Below are 19,608 nucleotides of genomic sequence, written 5' to 3'. Positions count from 1 at the left end.
TGGTGCTCATATGATACAAGAACAACAACCTTGGTGGAAAAAAGCCGTCGTCTATCAAATTTATCCTAAGAGCTTCAACGATACGACGGGAAATGGAGTAGGCGACATTCAAGGTATTATCGAAAAGCTGGATTATTTAAATACACTCGGGGTCGACGTCCTATGGCTGACCCCAATGTACAAATCACCGCAGAACGATAACGGCTATGATATTAGCGATTACTACAGTATTCACGAAGAATACGGCACCATGGCTGACTTTGAGCGTTTACTTGAAGAAACCCACAAACGTGGAATGAAGTTGATCATGGACATCGTTGTGAATCATACGTCAACAGAGCATAAGTGGTTCCAGGAGTCGAAGAAATCAAAAGAAAACCCATACCGTGATTATTACATTTGGAAAGATCCTGTTAACGGGGGCCCTCCAACTAATTGGCAGTCTAAGTTTGGCGGAAATGCATGGGAATATGATGAACAAACAGGTCAATATTATCTGCATTTATTTGATGTAACACAGGCTGACTTAAACTGGGAGAACCCTGAAGTCCGTGAAAAAATCTATGAAATGATGCGTTTTTGGGGTGAAAAGGGTATCGATGGCTTTCGATTGGATGTCATCAACCTGATTTCAAAAGATCAACATTTCCCAAATGATGATGGAAGTGTCGCGCCTGGCGATGGCCGCAAATTTTATACAGATGGACCTAGAGCTCATGAATTTATGCATGAGATGCATCAAGAAGTTTTCGCTCCGTATGACCTTATGACGGTAGGGGAAATGTCGTCGACAACTATCGATCATTGCATTCGTTATACAGCACCTGAGAGAGAAGAGCTTAGTATGACGTTTAATTTTCACCATTTAAAAGTCGATTATCCAAATGGCGAAAAGTGGACTAAAGCACCGTTTGACTTTATCGAATTAAAACAAATTCTCTCCACGTGGCAGGAGAAAATGAATGAAGGCAATGGCTGGAATGCATTGTTTTGGTGTAATCATGACCAGCCCCGTGTACTATCAAGGTTCGGAGATGACGAAAACTATCCTGACGAATCTGGGAAAATGCTAGCCACAACGATTCACATGATGCAGGGTACTCCCTATATTTATCAAGGCGAAGAGTTTGGCATGACGAATCCTGGTTTCGAGTCTATCAAGCAATATCGTGATGTAGAATCGTTAAATGCATATGACATGCTTAAGGAGAAAGGTGTGAACGAACAGGAGATTATGGAGATTTTGAAACAGAAATCCCGTGATAATTCTCGTACACCTGTTCAGTGGAATGATGAGCAACATGCAGGATTTACCGAAGGCACACCATGGATTCCTGTTGCTGCTAACTATCCGCGCATAAACGCAGAAGCAGTCATGAACGAAGAGGCATCCATTTTCGATCATTACCAGAAGCTGATTAAACTTAGAAAAAACTATCCAATCATCACGCATGGAGATTATCAGCTGCTGCTGCCTGACGATGATCAAGTATTTGCCTATCTAAGAAACTGGAATAACGAGAGCTTGCTTGTGGTAAACAACTTCTATGATAAAATAGCATCATTCAAGCTTCCGGACCATGTAGAGCTGCAAGGAGATTGCAATCAGTTAATTAGTAACTACACGGACTCACAAGAGCACTACCATCACATCGAATTGCGGCCTTACGAGTCGATCGTTTACCATATTCGCTCGAATTGATATGATAAAGAGCGGTGATAGCAAATGAAAAACAAATTTATTGTTATATACAACGAATTAGTGCAGGCAATTCGTCAAGGAGAGTTCACAGCAGGTGACACACTCCCCTCAGAAAATGAATTAGCCCTAAGGTTTTCCACTTCAAGGGAAACGATCCGAAAAGCTTTAAATTTACTGTCCCAAAATGGCTATATTCAAAAAGTGAGAGGGAAGGGCTCTGTAATTCTCGATCATAGTAAATTTGAATTCCCCGTTTCAGGACTAACAAGTTTTAAAGAGTTATCCAATCAGCTTGGTCAGACCGTTAAAACTCATGTCCATGAATTAATTTTAGAAACAGCGAATAATCAATTGCGGTCGAGGCTGAATTGTACCAGCGAAAAGAGGATTTGGAAGATTTCCCGAACAAGAGAGATCGATGGGGAGCGCATAATCTTAGATAAGGATTATATTCTTGAAGACATTGTACCTGAGCTGACAAAGTCGATCGCGGAGCATTCGATTTATGATTATATCGAAAATACGTTAGAACTGGATATTAGTTTTGCCAAAAAAGAAATTGTGGTCGAAGGTGTAACGGAAGAAGATGAGCAGCATTTAGATCTGGAAGGACATGCCCAGGTTGTTGTGATTCGAAGCTATGTTTATTTGGCTGATGCCACATTATTTCAATATACTGAATCGAGACACAGACCTGATAAATTTCAGTTTGTTGACTTCGCGCGCCGAACAAAATAAACGTACCGAAACCGTAACCTGTTTAAGAGGTTACGGTTTTTATTAAACCAGCAATTGATCGCAGCCGTTCCATCAACTGAATAAGAAGAAGGTGGGAGGGCAAATAACTCGCTTTCCGTGGGCGTACGGTGAGTCTCCTCGGCTTCGCCTGTGGGGCCTCACCCTGTACTATAATCCCACAGGAGTCTCGCCATTTTCCCTCCCACCTTTCTATAAAAGAGGGAAGGAACGGCTCTCCATCGCTGTAGACTCCATGACCATTGATGGATGAGGATATCCGTTGAAGCACTATTCCCCAGCCCTCAACAACCCCGATTTTTATTATGATGGTTCCATGAGGGCGGGGAAACTGCGGGACTCCTACGGGAAAGGAAAGGCTAGCGAGACCCCGGAGGCCAGAGGCCGAGGAGACTTGCCAGTCAAAGGATGTTCGGTTAAAAACGGGGAAAGAGGAAGTTCGGCTAAAATCGAAACGTCCTGTTTCAACGCCGAACTACCCCACATCGTGTGGGGCATGTGCCAACACCGAACGACCCCATGTCCTGTGGGGCCGCCGTGGAAAGCGAGTGGTTCCCCCCTCATTCTCCTATTAAAAATACGGAGCCTTACTCAGATTTAACAAAATTGTAGAGCAACATGAATAGAAAGTGATCTATTAGTCTTTATTTTTGTAAAAGAGCTATTATTAAATTAACTCAGTTATCAAACCATTTTTGATTAAATGTAAATTACGGGCAATTCATATCGATGAAAGGATATGAATAGTGTGGTTTGTATTAAGCTGTTACACTAGAGACAGAATAGAGTTGAGGTGGGATGAATATGTTTGTCATTGGAGCAACACAGAAGCTGGTAAAAGAGATAAATAAGGAGTTGGAAGATCCCGAACAATATCAAGAGATCTCTGATATTTACCAGTGGCATGCGAATGTAATGACCATAAATAAACGTAAATGCCTGATGTTAATGAATAATAGAACAGGGATAAATTTGACACTGTTTGGTCTAAGAAAACAGCAATTTGATAATATAGAGAATGTTATAAAAGGGTCCTTGAATCAATTATTTCAACTTCTGAAAATAGAGAGAGAAATTGCCGACCATATGTTAGAAGCCGCTGAACAGTTTGTTTACACAAAGACGACAAGCCGCCAAGTTTTAGGAATGATGAATCAAGTGAAGGTCATGGTGGAAGAGGCCGCCAATGGCTTAGAGTATGAAGCGATCGATGCAGAGGAGATTAATTATATTACTAACGCCGAATTGATTTATGGCCCGCTGGAAGCTCATACACCTGTTGAAACACTGAAGGCTTATTTTAAAGAATCATAAGGATCCACACCACATTATATTAAGGTGTGGTTCTTTTCATTTCAAGCAGGACTTTGAACCCAAAACGTGTAATCATAATAGTAAGATGTACTAGTGCATGAACGGAGGAATAAATATGTTTATTCAAACCTTTTTTGACGAAAATTTAGCGCAAAACTCGTATATGGCAGGGTGTCAGAAAACAGGGGAAGCCATTGTGATTGACCCGGCTAGAAATGTTCAACCTTATCTAGAAACAGCTCGTAAAAACGCTTTGCACATAACCAAGGTAACGGAAACTCATATCCATGCAGATTTTCTCTCTGGCTCTAGGGAATTAATACATGAAACGGGTGCCTCTTTGTTCCTTTCAAATGAAGGAAATGACGAGTGGAAGTACAATTTTGGAAAAAAGGAAAGTCACGAATGGCTTAAGGATGGAGATCAATTGTACGTAGGAGGGGTTCGTTTAGATGTGCTTCACACACCTGGACATACACCAGAAAGCCTTTCGTTTATATTAACGGATGAAGGCGGAGGAGCATCTGTTCCCATGGGAATCTTCACGGGGGATTTTGTGTTTGTAGGGGATGTAGGTCGTCCGGATTTACTTGAGAAGTCAATAGGAGCTGCAGGGACAGCGAAACTTGGAGCAAGAGCAATGTATCAATCCCTCAATCGCTTCAAGAAATTACCGGACTTCGTTCAAGTGTGGCCAGGTCATGGCGCCGGCAGTGCCTGTGGAAAATCACTCGGGGCTGTTCCTTCTTCTACTATAGGCTATGAAAAGCAGACAAATTGGGCGCTGAATGTGGAAAAAGAAGATGAGTTCGTTAACATGTTAATAGCTGGTCAACCTGAACCCCCTGCTTATTTTCCTATTATGAAAAAACTGAATAAGGAAGGGCCAGCCTTGCTAGCTGAAGATCAAGAACTCCAAGAGATAAGACTGGAGGAAATAAGCCGATTTAAAGGTTCCATTGTGGACACTCGCTCTAAAGAGGAATTTGCTGAAGGACATCTGCAAGGGTCGATCAATATCCCTTTTAACAAGTCCTTTGTCAACTGGGCAGGGTGGCTGCTTCCATATCACCAAGATGCGGTGGTCATTGCGAATAAGGATGAAGCACTTGAAATAAGAAGGACGCTTCAATCTATTGGATTTGATAGCTTAACAGGTTATCTGCCAACTGAAAAAGTGGATAAGTTAACAGATCTAGAAAGGTATGAAACTGTTACAGTTGGGGAATTTGAAGACAAGCGCGGTAGTGAAGAGTATGTGGTAATTGATGTCCGCAATCAGTCCGAATGGGATGAAGGCCACATTGATGGCGCTATTCACATTATGCTCGGGACATTGCCGCACCGACTGGATGAAATCCCATCAGGTAAGGTTCCTATCGTGCATTGCAAGTCCGGAGCACGCTCAGCAATCGCCGCAAGTATTCTCCAGGCGAATGGATTTAATAAAGTGATCAATGTTTCAGGAGGATATGATGCCTGGATCAAACATAAACAAACGGCAAAAGCATAACTTCTCATCAAGAGCTTTGTTCAAATTATTGGACAAAGCTCTTTTTAACATGAAAAGGGATACGGATGGTGAGGGGGGAGAGAATCATACACCCAATATGAATGACGGTTAGGATGTCCATAATCCCAAGCTGCAATAGCAGCAGCACACGCATCAACTAAATGACTGGTTGTTAGAAAATCTGTCTGTATTCCTTGCAGACCAAAAGAAACCATCCAGTCCACTATCCACTTCAAGCTATCAGGTGAGTGTTTATAGAAAAGGATGTGCTCTCTTCCTTGATCCTTAGGAATTCTGGAGGCAAGGGTCGCACCTGGATGTACTTCAATAACTTCCACGTTTGTAAAACTAGTTAACATAGAAGCCAGTTTCATCCCCCTAGCAGTAAGGTAGATCATTTTTGTCAGGGTGGGGGGCATAATTGAACCAGGTTTCATTCCAAGTTCTTTTGCGAATTCACGCAGCTCTTTGTCGAGTTCGCGATCCCCGCCGCCATCTTGATAAGAAAGCGGAGCATCAATCCCTACAAGAACCTGATTTTTTTCAGACAGGCAGGTAATGAGTGAAAGGATGTCGTCGTCAGAAGCGGAGGTCAGCAACTGATCAAACTGTAAAAAGTGTTCATCACTTTTAAAAACAGTCACGGCTGTATCTTTGTGGTTGGCAGGACCAGACAGGTCGATTCCGACGATAATCATTTCAAGAGACTCCTTTCGTAAAAAATACCCTCTACCATTGGATAGAGGGTCAATATATAGGTATAGGATTAGGGGTGTTCATTAAATAAAATAACTACATGAAAAATACTAAACTTGTTCCGCTACAATAGGCCTTGGAAAAGTTTCTACAGCACTATCATGAAGTACTGGAGCAGAAACTGATACTAATAAGCCAGTTAGCGCTATAACTGCTAATAACTTTTTCATAAACTTATCCCTCCTCCCAAATGAGAGTGTTTATTTAACAATTGAATTGCTAACCTAAGGTAAGATGAAGACTTTTTATACATTCTTTGCTTTTCAAGGAGGTCAGCTAAGAACATTGCATATCTAATAGCATATGTATGATCTCTGCTCTCCTGAAAGTATGGAATTACTTCATTTTCTAATAGCTCCTGTATATCTTCATTTTCAGTCATGATATATTTATAAACTTTAAAGTGTAACTCATGGGGTTTTGAAGGGTAGGAAATGAGTTGTCTTTCTCCCTCATTTATCCATTCTATGCATCCATTTTCATCATTTAATTTATAATGTTGGGTAATTAACCCATGAATAATATTTAAAAATTCAAAGGTGTCTAATGCAGTATTTATTTCATCGACAAATTCTAAACTCTTCTTGTAACTAGAAATGGATGCCATGTGATTTTCAAGCCTGGATTCTAAAACTCCTATATTAATGTAAACAAGTTTGAGTTGAACACGATTATTGGTTTGAGTGGCAATCTTTCGGGCAAGATCGAAATTTTCTAGGGACTTCGAATAGTTTCTTAAACGACTGAAATTTATCCCTTGAATAATATGGCAATCGGCACTTTTTGTTAAATCATAATGACTTTGATAGATTTCCAGAGCAAGACTTGTATAAAAAATAGAGGCCGATATGTAATTGGCTTGACCTGTGCTTAATGCAAGCAAATAGTAAAGGTCGCTGTACTGCCAATCTTCTAATTCCAAAGATGAACTATAATTTTTGGCTTCCATTAAATCTTGATAGGAATCTTCGAACTTACTCTTATAATACTTCATAAGTCCCGAAACCAAATGGAAATAGAAATTCATTTCGTCATCAAAAGTATCTTTATGCTGACGGATATTTTCCCAAGCCTCATAAGCCTTCTCCACCTCATTTTCCAACAAAAGGTATCGAATGCGGTATAGCTCGAAAAAAATATATAAATGATGGTTAGCTAGCGTTTCTTTCTGCTGGAGCAATTCATTCATGAGCAGCTCTGCATCTTCTCTACGCTTGAACACAATCGATTCATACCATTCCTTTAGCTTCTCTTTAGAAGGATGACTATAGGAAGAATCTGAAAAGTCTAGCCCAAGTCTTTCGTAAAGCAGTTCGAGAACCTCGACAGCCGGAACTGTTTGATCGTTCTCAATCTTCGAGAGGTAGGCTGATGAAATGATGCCCTCAGCTAGCTGGTTTTGAGTTAAACCTTGTTTAACCCGGTGAAAACGAAGCACTTTACCATATTCCATTTTCCACACACCTAGTTGATCAACTAAAGATTTGTCAGGAGGTTTGCTCTTTCAAATCTATTTTCAGAATACACGTTCGATTAGTATATTTCAACTATATTGATAGGTTTCCCAAGTCGTTCAAATTTCATGCCTTTAAGTGGGGTATATCGCACTAACTTTCACAGACATAATGACAGAAAATTGTGTTATATTGGCAATGTACTCGAGAAAAAGGAGGAATTTGATGAAGTGGAAGTCATTAATGGCATCTGTTGTCATAGGTTCTAGTTTAGTGTCGGGTGGGACGTTTGTAAGTGCGGAAACTGATTCTGCAGTGCAGGAAGCAAAGGTCAATGCCCCCCATTTTGTGAAGAAGAACTTTGATGCATCTAAGGTCGTGTCTGAAAAAGCTGTCAAGCAATTCTTTAAAGAGAATTCTGAGAAATTTGGGGTCAACCCGAATAAAGACTTGAAGTTTATTGAGGCGAAGAAAGACGAGCTGGGCATGACACACTATACATACCAGCCAATGGTAGAAAATATTCCTGTTGCTAATTCCGAAGTCATTGTACATACGGACGAGTCTGGAACAGTAACATCAGTGAATGGTGAATTTCATAAAGATGCCCCGGAGAAGATTAAACAGGATCGTCAAGTGAAAAAGAAAGACTCTATTGAAATAGCCTGGGAACATATTGATGTAGAAAAAGATACAGCTGACAAAGTAAAGCAAACGGCAAAAGGAGAAACGTTTGAGACTTTAACGGAGACTAGTAATCTAGTCGTCTATCATGAAGATGGTGACTATCAATTGGCTTATCACGTAGAGCTGCAATTCTCTCAGCCATATCCTGCGAACTGGCAACTGTATGTTAACGCAGAGTCTGGGGATGTGATTAAAGCTGCCAACGTCGTAAAGGAAGCAACTGGGACGGGCACCGGTGTTCTTGGTGATACTAAATCTTTAAACACATATTATACAAACAGCACATATTATTTATTCGATATTACCAAACCAATGAATGGTGTAATTGAAACATTTACGGCTAACCAGGGACAATACTTGCCTGGGAATTATGTAACGGATGCTGGAAACAACTTTTTTAGTGAACAGCAAAAAGCGGCTGTCGATGCCCACTATTATGCAGGAGAAGTATTTGACTATTACTATAACAAGTTCGGGCGTGTAAGTTATGACAACCAGGGTGCAGATATCCGTTCAACTGTACATTATGGTTCAAATTACAATAATGCAGCCTGGACAGGCAATCAAATGATTTATGGTGATGGAGATGGTACAACATTTACGTATCTATCTGGTGCCGATGACGTGGTAGCCCATGAGTTGACTCATGCTGTGACAGATACCACGGCCGGATTGATTTATGAAAATCAATCGGGTGCTCTGAATGAATCATTTTCTGATGTATTCGGGTACTTTGTAGACTCCGAAGATTGGTTGATGGGTGAAGATGTATATACGCCTGGTCGCTCTGGTGATGCATTGCGTTCTCTTTCTAATCCAAACGCTTATAATCAACCTGATCATATGAATGAATATCAAGATTTACCGAATACGCGTGAAGGTGATTGGGGCGGAGTCCATATTAATAGTGGAATTCCGAACAAAGCTGCATATTATACCATTAATAGCTTAGGTATTTCTCAATCCGAGCAAATTTATTATCGAGCGTTAACGGTTTACCTTACTCCAAGCAGTGACTTCTCCTATACAAAAGCAGCTTTAGAACAATCTGCCCAAGATCTTTATGGAGCACAGGCTGCCAATGCAGTTACCCAAGCATGGAATAATGTAGGAGTTTATTGATTTAAATTTACTAATCCTCCCCCTTAAAATATATCGATGGCGGATGAGATCTTTGATCTCATCCTTTTTTTATGCTGATTTCATGTATTTATTAAGATATAAAATGGAAATAGTGAGTAAATTAAGGATGAAAAGGGTATAAAAAACATAGGAAATTAATTATAGGGAAACGTAAAAATAAGGAGGAGTGCTGAGTGGGGTATAATGTCACACAAAAGTTAATTAAAGATCATTTAGTTGAAGGTGAAATGAAACCAGGGGCAGAAATTGGTTTGAAAATTGATCAGACCTTAACACAGGATGCTACAGGAACCATGGTTATGCTGGAGTTGGAGGCAATGGGAATTGATCGTGCGAAAACAGAGGCTTCCGCTCAATATGTTGACCATAACCTAATTCAGGAAGATAGTAAAAACCCTGACGATCACCTGTTCTTAGAAAGTGCTGCAAAAAAATTCGGCCTGCACTTTAGCCGCCCGGGAAACGGGGTAAGTCACCCAGTCCATATGCAGCGTCTAGCCAAGCCGGGCCAAACACTGCTTGGCTCGGACAGTCATACATGTGCGAACGGCTGTATGGGGATGCTTGCGATGGGTGCAGGTGGTATTGATGTAGCCATGGCAATTGCAGGTGAACCTTTTTATGTAAAAATGCCTAAAGTCTGGGGTGTGAAAGTTACCGGAGAATTCCCGGATTGGGTAAGTGCTAAGGATGCAATTTTAGAAATGCTGAGACGCCACGGAGTAAAAGGCGGAGTCAATCATGTGTTTGAATATTATGGTCCAGGACTTAAGAATTTAACCGCAATGGATCGTCACGTTATTGCCAATATGGGGGCAGAGCTAGGAGCAACAGGAACTGTTTTTCCTTCTGATGATGAAACGAAGCGCTATATGAAGCTGCAAGGCCGTGAAGACGATTGGATTGAGCTAAAAGCTGATGATGATGCGAAGTACGATGTTCAGGATGAAATTAATCTTTCAGAACTCGAGCCTATGATTGCGAAACCTTCCAGCCCTGGTAATGTGGTTACTGTAAGGGAGGTAGAAGGTGAACCGATTTACCAATCTTATATTGGGTCATCAGCTAATCCGGGCTACCGTGATTTTGCCATTGTCTCAAAAATCGTTGAAGGTAAACATATTGCAGATGGGTTGTCATTTGATTTAAACCCTACTTCTAGACAGATGCTGATTGATTTGTCTGAGCAAGGCCATATCGCAAACTTTCTGCAGGCAGGAGCTCGCTTACATCAGGCTGGATGTAATGGATGTATCGGTATGGGGCAGGCGCCGGCAACCGGAAGAAATAGCTTAAGAACGACACCTAGGAACTTTCCAGGGCGTTCCGGCACAAAAGAAGATAGTGTATTCTTATGTAGTCCGGAAACGGCTGCTGTATCTGCATTAAAAGGAAAAATAACAGATCCTCGAAATGCTGGATTTGAATTTCCGAAAGTACAGGAACTTGATAAACCTACCATTGATACACAGCTCCTCGATAAGCCGTTAACACCGGAACAATCTGCCAAAGAAGAGCTTGTGAAGGGACCGAATATTGCTTCTATACCTAAGATGGATGAACTTCCGAATGAGCTGGAATTACCGATCTTACTTAAAGTAGGGGATGACATTTCAACAGATGAAATTTTAGCAGGAGGAGCCAGAGTGCTTCCATTTAGGAGTAATCTGCCTGAGATTAGCAAATTCACCTTTGAAATTGTAGATGAAACGTATTATGACAGAGCAATGAAGCAGCGGGAAGAAGGAGGCCATGTCATTGTTGGTGGAACTAACTATGGTCAGGGCTCAAGTCGTGAACATGCTGCGTTAGCTCCGAGGTATCTCGGGTTGAGAGTGGCTATTGTAAAAGATTTTGCTCGTATTCACTGGCAGAACTTAGTTAACTTTGGTATTCTTCCGCTGACCTTTGTTAATGAAAAAGATCATGAAGGTCTTGAGCAAGGAGATGTATTAATCTTTAAAGACCTTCGAAATGCGATCCACAAAGGAAATGAGGTCGATGTGGCCGTAAAAGGCAAAGATAAGATCATTAAAGCTGAACATGCTCTTTCTAAACGTCAACTTGAAATGATGGAATCAGGTGGATTAGTCAACTGGGTAAAAGATCGTTTAAACGCATAAAGCGAGGGATGTACCTGTCTTTCTCAATGCTTGTAAATTGTAAAAGCCTGTGACCTATAATTTTTGGTCGCAGGCTTTTAATCGATGTCAGTTTTTATTGATTTAAAGTATCGAGAGGAACTAATTTTGATTCGATATCCTCACGTTTATGCTCAAGAAAAGGAGGAAGAGCTAAGCTTTCACCTAAATGCTTCTCATCTTCATCTGTAGTAAATCCCGGGCCATCTGTTGCCAGCTCGAATAGAATGTGGTTTGGCTCCCTGAAATATAGAGATTTAAAATAAAAACGGTCCACTAGTCCTGAATTAGGGAAACCGGCACGTTTGATTTTATCTTCCCATTTAGCGAGCTCTGCTTCGTCCTCGACACGGAAAGCAACATGATGCACGCTGCCTCTACCAGGGCGTTCACGAGGCAATTCAGAATTAACCTCGATATGGACTTCAGCTCCCGCACCGCCTTCCCCTGTTTCAAACACGAGGCGATTATCAATGGTTCCAACTTTACGGAATCCGAGGATATCAGTCAGGACTTTTGCTGTAGGAGCAGCATCGGCAACGGTTAGATGGACAGGGCCAAGTCCGTTAATTCCTACTTGCTGTGGTACTGGAGATTGGTCCCAAGCCACTCCAGGCGCCACCCCTTCATTATTTTCATCTGAGACGAGTGTTAGCCGCTGGCCTTCGGGATCACGGAAGGGCAAGGTCTTCCTGTTCATGAGTTCTTTGATCGGACTGTATTCTACTCCGTATTGGTCAAAGCGCTCCTTCCAATAATCTAAAGCCCTGTCATCTTTCACCCTTAATGAAGTAGTAGAAATACTATGAGTACCAGGGTAAGTCGTTCCAGCTCGTGGTAACTCAAAAAAGGTTAAGTCTGTACCGGGATTCCCCTTTTCATCAGCGTAAAACAAGTGATACATAGAGTTGTCGTCCTGATTTACTGTTTTTTTAATGAGTCGCATGCCTAAAACATTTGTATAGAAATCGTAATTTTTCTTAGCGTTGGCTGTAATGGCTGATACATGATGAATTCCTTTAATATTCACATCAACCACCTCCTGAATAAGTATTCGTATTTATCTCGAATTCAAGATAAATGATACTATGTTGTATCATATTTGTCAATAAGGTTAATATGGAACAGAATTGCAAAGGAAAGAGCTTTCACTTGTTTAGTTCTTTATATAATCATCTTTGACTTTGGGCATTATGAAAGCACCTCTCTTAAATGACTTTTCCTCTGGAAGCAGCCACGCGAAGTAATAGTCGTCGAGAGTTTAGCTACGGTTTAATGCTATCAAGACGTACTTTTCGTTCGAACTCTCTTTTAGATAATTCACTCTCAATAAGATTGATGAATTCTTCATCTAACTCTAGTTCAATGGCTCTCTTATGGGTTACTTTAAGTATACGTATAGGTAACTGCTCTAAATTCAAGGTAGTACCCCCTTGCCTTAAGGTAATAGTGCAGTAGAAGTTGTTGCTGCGCCAAGTATCCGTCCTTCGCTATCATATAAGGGCTGGCCGAAAACATAATATTCTACAATGTCATCAGATACAGGGAAATGAATGCGCCTGCGAAGCGTGTCTTTTGTTTTTATTATGTTACGCTTAAACTGCATAAGCTCGGCAATCCCTTTGTTTGTTCCATTATAATCATCTCTTTTTCCAATAATGGTCCTTGTGTCAAAGTCTGGGTTGGGATTAAACATCCAAGTATATTTCAATTCAAGGTCACAATGTGCCACGATAATAGGGGAATGAAGAAGTGCCAGTTTAAATGGTTCGCTTAAATGTTCAGAGAAAAATAAAGACGGATTCACATGAAGAAAACTTGCAATTTGTGAAGCAACTGCGATACTGGGGTTCCTGGACCCTGTCTCAATTTGTGCATAATAAGCCCTGTCTATATAAGCCCCTTTAGCTACTTGTTGTTGTGTTAGATTTCTTTCTTTCCTTAGTTGAACCAGCCAATTTCTCATGATTTTCCACACCTACTATCTCCATATTTATATATTAATTCGAGTGTTGTTCTGAAAGTCCTTGTGGCAGTTTGCAACAAATTAGTCCGTCATTTAAAATATTTCAAGAAAGCAGGATGCCTTTTAGCAGGTATCTATTATATAGCGATCTAATTACTATTTGTCCAGCTTTTTGATTAAGTAACAAGCTATTAGTTTTTACCCTGAACTGGAATAAAGTAATCTTGACCGGATCAGTATGGCGTGTTGGTTAAAAAAGTACGTTGAGAGAGGGGGAGGGAGTGTGTCTTTTGAAATATTAACGATTATAGCTGTCAGCGCGTTTGCTTTTAGCGGAGCCATTGTGGCTTTGAGTGAGCGGTATGATATATTTGGTACGTTTATGTTAGGTATTGCCACTCCTTTTGCGGGAGGGATTATTAGAAATATAGCCATGGATATTCCGGTTGTTCATGTTTGGGAGCAGGGTTATCTGTTTTATGTCGCCTTTTTCACGATTGTAGTAGTCTACTTTTTTCCAAAAGGCTGGGTGATGTTCTGGGACCGCTGGAACGTTTATCTGGATGCAATAGGGTTATCGGCTTTTGCCTTGCAAGGTGCGGCTTTCGCCATTGAGCAGAACTTTCCGCTTGGAGGTATCATCTTTGCAGCGATCATAACTGGGGTTGGGGGAGGAATGACGAGAGATGTGCTTGCCCAAAGAAGACCCATGGTGCTTCATCAGGAGATTTATGCTGTATGGGCAATGGCGGTTGGCCTTATCGTTGGACTGGAATTAGTGGATCTTGGGAACGTGTGGCAGAAATATACTTTATTCGGGATGGTATTTGGCTGCCGCATTCTTTCCTATCACTCGGGCTGGCATTTACGGTTTCGTGATTTATATCGCTTATAGTATAAAAAAAGAGAGCCTCCCCTTAAAATAGTGGCTCTCTTTCATGGTTTAATAACGGAAAAGGTCACCTGATAAGTATCGTTCACCTGTATCAGGTGCGATAACTACGATTACATCTTCAGGGTTTTTCCTTTTAGCAACTTCCAGTGCTGCCCAGCAAGCTGCACCGCTTGAAGTTCCTAGGAGCAGCCCTTCTTCACGCGCCAGCCGCCGGGTAACGTCATAAGCATCTTCATCTGTTACCTGGAAAATCTCATCCATGATGTTCACGTTCAAGATGTCAGGGATGAAACCGGGGCTTGTCCCGACAAGTTTATGTTTACCCGGTTCTCCGCCCGATAGTACAGGGGAACCTGAAGGCTCCGCAGCGTGAATCGTCAAGCCGCTATAGTGTTGTTTTAACTCTTCGCCTGTACCGGTTATCGTTCCGCCAGTTCCTGCTGTCGAGACAAATGCAGTAAGGGGCTTGCCAATTTCATTCATGGCCTCAATGATCTCCGTTGCTGTCGAATTTCTGTGGGCATCGGGGTTTGCTTCGTTTTCAAACTGCATTGGCATAAAAGCGCCGTCAATTTCTTCAACAAGCTCTTTAGCCTTAGCGATTGCTCCAGGCATTTTTTCGTCACCCGGTGTTAAAAAGATTTCTGCCCCATAAGCTTTTAATAAGTTGATACGCTCCTGAGTCATCGTATCGGGCATGACTAAAATGGAACGATATCCACGTGCGGCGGCGTTCATGGCAATTCCAATTCCCGTATTGCCGCTGGTTGGTTCAATAATGGTGGACCCTTCTTTTAGGTGGCCATCTTCCTCAGCCTGAATGATCATATTGTAAGCAGCTCTGTCTTTTACACTGCCGCTGGGGTTTTGCATTTCTAATTTTAGGTAAATAGATGCCCCATCCTCTGGAACTATACGGTTAAGTTTTACAAGCGGAGTATTTCCGATTAAATCAGCAATATTATGAACAACTTGCATGCTGTCACTCCTTATCTTTAGTTATAGAAAAATAATATCACAGTATTAATAAATAGCATAAAAAAAGACACACACCGGTGTCTAAGAGATTGTTTTTCATTGAAAAATATGGTATTATTAAGTTTGTTATTTAAGTAATTATATATAATTATCCACTTTATATTTTAAATGATTCTAGAAGGTTTGTCAACTTTTTTTGCGGAAGGAAGATAATATTATGACTCGTGATGGTAACGATTGGGGTATCGAGCGAAAAAGACTTGCCGATGTGCTTGAGGTGATCGATTCTAAGAAAGAACAATTATTGCAAAATACAACATCACTAAAAGAAGATATTATAGACCTTCGAAAGAAATTCTGGGATGATGTGACAATCAATTTTGATGAGGTTGATGATGCTGTAGAAACCTATGCAAGCATTAAACAGCAATCGGAGCTTTTGTCAGAAAGGGAACGAAGCCATGGTCACTATCATAAAAACAAGCAGCTTTTGGAACGTATGGAGGAAACTCCGTATTTCGGACGAATTGATTTTAATGAGAATGGGGAGGGACAAGAAAAGATCTATATAGGAGTTTCTTCACTCATGGATGAGAAAGAAGAATTTTTTCTTGTTTATGACTGGCGTGCGCCTGTTTCAAGTATGTACTACGACTTTGAACCTGGTCCGGCTCATTACCTTACCCCCTCCGGCACTGTTAAAGGTGAAATCGAATTAAAGAGACAGTATGTAATAGAGAACGGTCAGTTAACAGGCATGTTTAATACCGGGATTACCATTGGGGACTCATTGCTGCAAAAAGTTCTCGGAGACAAGGCCAGTTCTCAAATGAAAAGTATCGTCGCTACGATACAGAAAGAACAGAATGCGATTATTAGAAATGAAAGCAGCCGGCTCTTGCTTGTTCAAGGGGTGGCCGGGAGCGGGAAAACATCAGCAGCCATGCAAAGGGTGGCTTATTTACTGTATCGATATCGCAAGCAGATCAATGCAGATCAAATCTTACTGTTTTCTCCGAACCAAATGTTTTCCAGTTACGTGGCTGCAGTGCTGCCAGAACTAGGTGAAGAACCCATGCAGCAGTCAACATTTCAGGAGTATGTTTCCAAACGTCTGGATAGTGAATTTACTTTACAGGCGCCTTTCAAACAACTTGAAGAATCTTTAGTTACAAAGGCTGGTGGCTCCGTGCCAAATGATCAAGAGGCTGTGGATTTTAAATCAAGTGTTGGCTATAAAGAAATGATCGATCATTACTTGACGGAGCTATCTGCACACGGCATGAAATTTAGAAATCTCAAGTTTCGAGGAGAGCTTCGGATCACCGCTGAGGATATTAAAGAGTATTTTTATCAGTTGGATCCTTCAATGAAGATGGCCAACAGAGTAGACCTCGTAAAAGGTTGGCTGTTGAGCAAACTGAAAAAGTTAGAGAAAGAAGAGCAAATGAAGGATTGGGCAGAGGAAGAGGCCGGGCTGCTTAGTAAAGAAGAATACCACCAAGCCTTTCAACAGCTTGACCACGTTCATAACTTTAATGAGGAGACCTTCGATGATTTTGAAAAAGAGGAAATGCTGCTTAGAAAATGGGTGGTCAAACGCAGGGTTGATTCTTTAAGAAAACAGATTGCAAACTACCAGTTTATTCATGTGAGGAAGATTTACAGCGGACTGTTCCGTGACTTTTCTAATCAAAATTATAAGCTTCCTAAATGCTGGGAGACAATATGTGAGCGTACCATACGAAACTTGCAGCAGCGCTATCTCCCTGTTGAAGATCAAACTCCATATTTATACTTAAAAGACCAGCTGGAAGGGAAAAAAGTTAATACGTCGATCCGTTATGTGTTTATGGATGAAGCCCAAGATTACACGATCTTTCAGTTTCATTATATTAAAGAGCTGTTCCCACAGGCACAGTTCACACTTTTAGGCGACAAACATCAGGCCATATATTCTCATAACCATGGGCAAAAAACCACTTTGGATGAGCAGGTACATGATGGAGGAGCAACAAAAATGGAGTTGTCCAGGAGTTATCGTTCAACAAAACCTATTGTTGATTTTACGAAATGGTTATTGCAAGATGGCGCGAAGATTGAAGCCTTTAATCGAGATGGGCAGCTGCCGAGGCTCTGGAAGATCGAAAAGCAGCCGGAAATTAAAAAGGCGATCATTGAGGTTGTAATTAATCGGCAAAAAGAAGGCCATAAAACGATTGCTATACTTTGTTATTCGCTGGAGGAAAGCAAATCAGCGTATGAGTTAGTAGGAGAAGAACTAGGTGCATCGTTAATTTATAAAGAAACACAATCCTTTCAAGAAGGTGTGCTTATTCTGCCAGTTTATTTAGCCAAAGGAATTGAGTTCGATGGAGTGGTCGTTTACAATGCTGCAAATCCAGGTTATCAAGTCGAAGGCGGGCATTTAATGTTATATACGGCTTGCACAAGAGCTATGCATGAACTGGATGTTTTTTATAAAAATGATTGTCCGATTCTTTCAGAAATTCCCAAGGAGCTTTATATAAAAAAAGAAACCGCTGCTCTTTAAGAAGAGCGGCGGTTATTGCTGCAGCTTTTGTTCGGCGATAACTTGGGCTATGTCGAAGGTCTCGCGTGGAACGGAAATCCGAAAGGCTAGTTGATTAGCACTTAAGTTAAAGCGATCTACTGCAACATTGAAGTTTGAGGCTGTATCCATTTGTGTAACCGCCAGATATATACTTTCTTCATTGGGGTGAACTCTTACCCATTCCGGCAGTTTATAATTGTCGGCGACAAACTCCAGGACTTTTTTATTTGGCAGGGGGAGTTTCCCAAGTGAAATTTTTTCCTGCTCCAGGATGAGGTCCCCGTTTTCTTGAACGACAGGAGTTAGTTCCATTTTAATAGGGATAGTCTGTTCGAATGCTTTAATGTTCCCTACGAGCGTAACGTTTCGGTCCAAAGAAATTGAATAATCAAATACTGTTTGTGTCGATAGTTCACTTAAATACTCGTTGGCTAACTGCTCCAGGTTTTGTTTAGTCGAAACAATTGTAAATTCTGCATCTGAAGTCTCTTCCTCCGGCTGAACATTAACAAGCGTATATGAGGTGGGAAGAAAAATTAAAGATAATATCCAAACAACTATGCCCAAGTTGATGACAGCTAATATGAAGAATGAGGACCTCCATTTATTTTTAAGAAACCATCTTTTTAACATTCTGCATTCCACCTGTGTTATTTCTCAATTTCGGGTTTGATGACTTCGAGAACCCGTTTAGCTATCTGTTTGTAACCTTTTTCATTGGGATGAAAATGGTCTTGTTTCCATAAGTATTCCTCTAGATTACCGACAAAGATATCCTTAATTGGAATAAAGACAGCCTGATCATATTCTGAAACCACCTCTTTACCAATACGATTCCACTCATTAATGATTTGCGTAAGTTCGGGGATGTTCTCAAAATATTTAGAGAAAGGATTATAAAGTCCAATAAGGTAATAGGGAACATCAGGATTCAATTCTTCAATACGCTGCATAATTTCATGAAGACGTTTTTCGTATCCAGCTTGCTCTGCTGCAAAATCCTCGTAGTTCAAGCTTGTGAAGTTGTTTTTTACGACTTTCATCATATCATTGGCGCCAATTGTAATTAATACAATGTCAGCTTCTTTAATAGAAGAAGCCATTTCCTCTTTTTCCATCCTCTTGAGCAGCTGATCGGTACGGTTACCGCGCTTACCGTAATTTTCAATATTAATATCTTCGCCTTCTATGTTACTGTTAAGTGTCTCTTCCAATATACCTACATATCCGCCGTTATCTGTGCGGTCGCCAACCCCCTGTGTTAGTGAATCACCTATTGCAACGATTTTTAGGTCTTCTTCCACAAAAAGGTGTTTAGCTCCTTCGATCACACTGGAAAAAACTTCGCGTAACCCTTCGCTTAAAGTCCCTTCTTCTTCGGTAGGCTTTTGATCGTGTTCTTTTTCTTTAGGAACAGGCTTTTCTTTTTCTGTTTGTTTCTCTTCGTTGGGTGTTTGACTTTTGTTTGGAATAGACGAACTTTCAGGTTGATTGATAAAAGAGGCGAGAATCAAAGTCAGAAAGATTAGTGAAAGGATAACAATGGCCAACCACTTTATTTTTTTCATAATGCAATCACCTGTAGTTTCTGAGTAAATTCGCTTATCATTATTATATGTTGAAATCAATTTTTGAGAAATATATAAGGTTTACCTATTATTATAACATGTTAGCTTATTCAGTAGACATTCGAAAATCGATAGTAAAAAATGACGGTGTTTTATCACT

General features: G+C 40.8%; 16 protein-coding genes. 8 read left to right on the top strand and 8 right to left on the bottom strand.

All coding sequences use genetic code 11. The features are described from left to right. Positions 1-10: 10 nt before the first annotated feature. The 4 genes from treC to G6R08_RS08585 all read left to right on the top strand — a co-directional run bounded on the left by treC (position 11) and on the right by G6R08_RS08585 (position 5,285). Entirely contained in the window at positions 11-1,702 is a 1,692-nt protein-coding gene (treC, locus tag G6R08_RS08600) for an alpha,alpha-phosphotrehalase (RefSeq protein ID WP_163527605.1), read from the top strand. A gap of 24 nt (positions 1,703-1,726) precedes the next feature. Further along, on the top strand, positions 1,727-2,440 hold the full coding sequence (gene treR, locus G6R08_RS08595; protein WP_163527604.1) for a trehalose operon repressor: 714 nt from the start codon (positions 1,727-1,729) through the stop codon (positions 2,438-2,440). Positions 2,441-3,262: 822 nt separating this feature from the next. After that, on the top strand, positions 3,263-3,772 hold the full coding sequence (locus tag G6R08_RS08590) for a DUF6933 domain-containing protein (protein WP_163527603.1): 510 nt from the start codon (positions 3,263-3,265) through the stop codon (positions 3,770-3,772). Between the two features lie 115 nt (positions 3,773-3,887). Continuing rightward, on the top strand, positions 3,888-5,285 hold the full coding sequence (locus G6R08_RS08585) for an MBL fold metallo-hydrolase (RefSeq protein ID WP_163527602.1): 1,398 nt from the start codon (positions 3,888-3,890) through the stop codon (positions 5,283-5,285). A 44-nt stretch (positions 5,286-5,329) separates the two neighbouring features. Here G6R08_RS08585 and G6R08_RS08580 read toward each other — a convergent pair whose 3' ends face one another. Both G6R08_RS08580 and G6R08_RS08575 read right to left on the bottom strand, forming a co-directional pair. After that, positions 5,330-5,983 (bottom strand): DUF429 domain-containing protein, encoded by a 654-nt coding sequence (locus G6R08_RS08580; RefSeq protein ID WP_163527601.1) that lies wholly within the window; start codon positions 5,981-5,983, stop codon positions 5,330-5,332. A 224-nt stretch (positions 5,984-6,207) separates the two neighbouring features. Continuing rightward, positions 6,208-7,494, bottom strand: a complete 1,287-nt coding sequence (locus tag G6R08_RS08575; RefSeq protein ID WP_163527600.1) for a helix-turn-helix domain-containing protein — start codon at positions 7,492-7,494, stop codon at positions 6,208-6,210. 244 nt (positions 7,495-7,738) lie between these two features. On the opposite strand from G6R08_RS08575, the gene G6R08_RS08570 reads away from it, so the two are divergent. Then, positions 7,739-9,304 carry a M4 family metallopeptidase gene (locus tag G6R08_RS08570; protein ID WP_163531214.1) on the top strand — a complete coding sequence of 522 codons (1,566 nt, stop codon included), beginning with the start codon at positions 7,739-7,741 and terminating at the stop codon, positions 9,302-9,304. 194 nt (positions 9,305-9,498) lie between these two features. Beyond that, positions 9,499-11,448 carry an aconitate hydratase gene (locus G6R08_RS08565; RefSeq protein WP_163527599.1) on the top strand — a complete coding sequence of 650 codons (1,950 nt, stop codon included), beginning with the start codon at positions 9,499-9,501 and terminating at the stop codon, positions 11,446-11,448. Between the two features lie 94 nt (positions 11,449-11,542). Here the strand turns inward: G6R08_RS08565 and G6R08_RS08560 are convergent, their stop codons facing one another. The 3 genes from G6R08_RS08560 to G6R08_RS08550 all read right to left on the bottom strand — a co-directional run bounded on the left by G6R08_RS08560 (position 11,543) and on the right by G6R08_RS08550 (position 13,432). Beyond that, positions 11,543-12,496: a ring-cleaving dioxygenase gene (locus G6R08_RS08560; protein ID WP_163527598.1), complete on the bottom strand. Its 954-nt coding sequence runs from the start codon at positions 12,494-12,496 to the stop codon at positions 11,543-11,545. Between the two features lie 235 nt (positions 12,497-12,731). Continuing rightward, positions 12,732-12,887 carry a sporulation histidine kinase inhibitor Sda gene (gene sda / locus G6R08_RS22445; RefSeq protein ID WP_163527597.1) on the bottom strand — a complete coding sequence of 52 codons (156 nt, stop codon included), beginning with the start codon at positions 12,885-12,887 and terminating at the stop codon, positions 12,732-12,734. A 17-nt stretch (positions 12,888-12,904) separates the two neighbouring features. Further along, positions 12,905-13,432 (bottom strand): helix-turn-helix transcriptional regulator, encoded by a 528-nt coding sequence (locus tag G6R08_RS08550; protein ID WP_163527596.1) that lies wholly within the window; start codon positions 13,430-13,432, stop codon positions 12,905-12,907. A 283-nt stretch (positions 13,433-13,715) separates the two neighbouring features. Between G6R08_RS08550 and G6R08_RS08545 the strand changes: the two genes are divergently transcribed. Beyond that, positions 13,716-14,327: a trimeric intracellular cation channel family protein gene (locus tag G6R08_RS08545; RefSeq protein ID WP_163527595.1), complete on the top strand. Its 612-nt coding sequence runs from the start codon at positions 13,716-13,718 to the stop codon at positions 14,325-14,327. 48 nt (positions 14,328-14,375) lie between these two features. Here G6R08_RS08545 and cysK read toward each other — a convergent pair whose 3' ends face one another. Further along, complete coding sequence (gene cysK, locus G6R08_RS08540; RefSeq protein WP_163527594.1) at positions 14,376-15,305, bottom strand: cysteine synthase A; 930 nt, start codon at positions 15,303-15,305, stop codon at positions 14,376-14,378. A gap of 217 nt (positions 15,306-15,522) precedes the next feature. Here cysK and helD point away from each other — a divergent pair, with 217 nt between their 5' ends. Further along, positions 15,523-17,859, top strand: a complete 2,337-nt coding sequence (gene helD / locus G6R08_RS08535) for an RNA polymerase recycling motor HelD (RefSeq protein ID WP_163527593.1) — start codon at positions 15,523-15,525, stop codon at positions 17,857-17,859. Between the two features lie 12 nt (positions 17,860-17,871). On the opposite strand, the gene G6R08_RS08530 is transcribed toward helD, so the two are convergent. Both G6R08_RS08530 and G6R08_RS08525 read right to left on the bottom strand, forming a co-directional pair. After that, the gene (locus G6R08_RS08530; protein ID WP_163527592.1) at positions 17,872-18,513 is read right to left on the bottom strand and encodes a YpmS family protein; all 642 of its coding nucleotides are present in this window, start codon (positions 18,511-18,513) and stop codon (positions 17,872-17,874) included. Between the two features lie 17 nt (positions 18,514-18,530). Further along, positions 18,531-19,448, bottom strand: coding sequence for an SGNH/GDSL hydrolase family protein (locus G6R08_RS08525; RefSeq protein WP_163527591.1), 918 nt, complete (start codon positions 19,446-19,448; stop codon positions 18,531-18,533). Between the last annotated feature and the right edge of the window lie 160 nt (positions 19,449-19,608).

The sequence above is a fragment of the Halobacillus ihumii genome, assembly GCF_902726645.1.
GTDB lineage: Bacteria > Bacillota > Bacilli > Bacillales > Halobacillaceae > Halobacillus_A > Halobacillus_A ihumii.
Note: the sequence above shows the minus strand (reverse complement) of the source record. Positions and strands in the feature narration are given on the sequence as shown.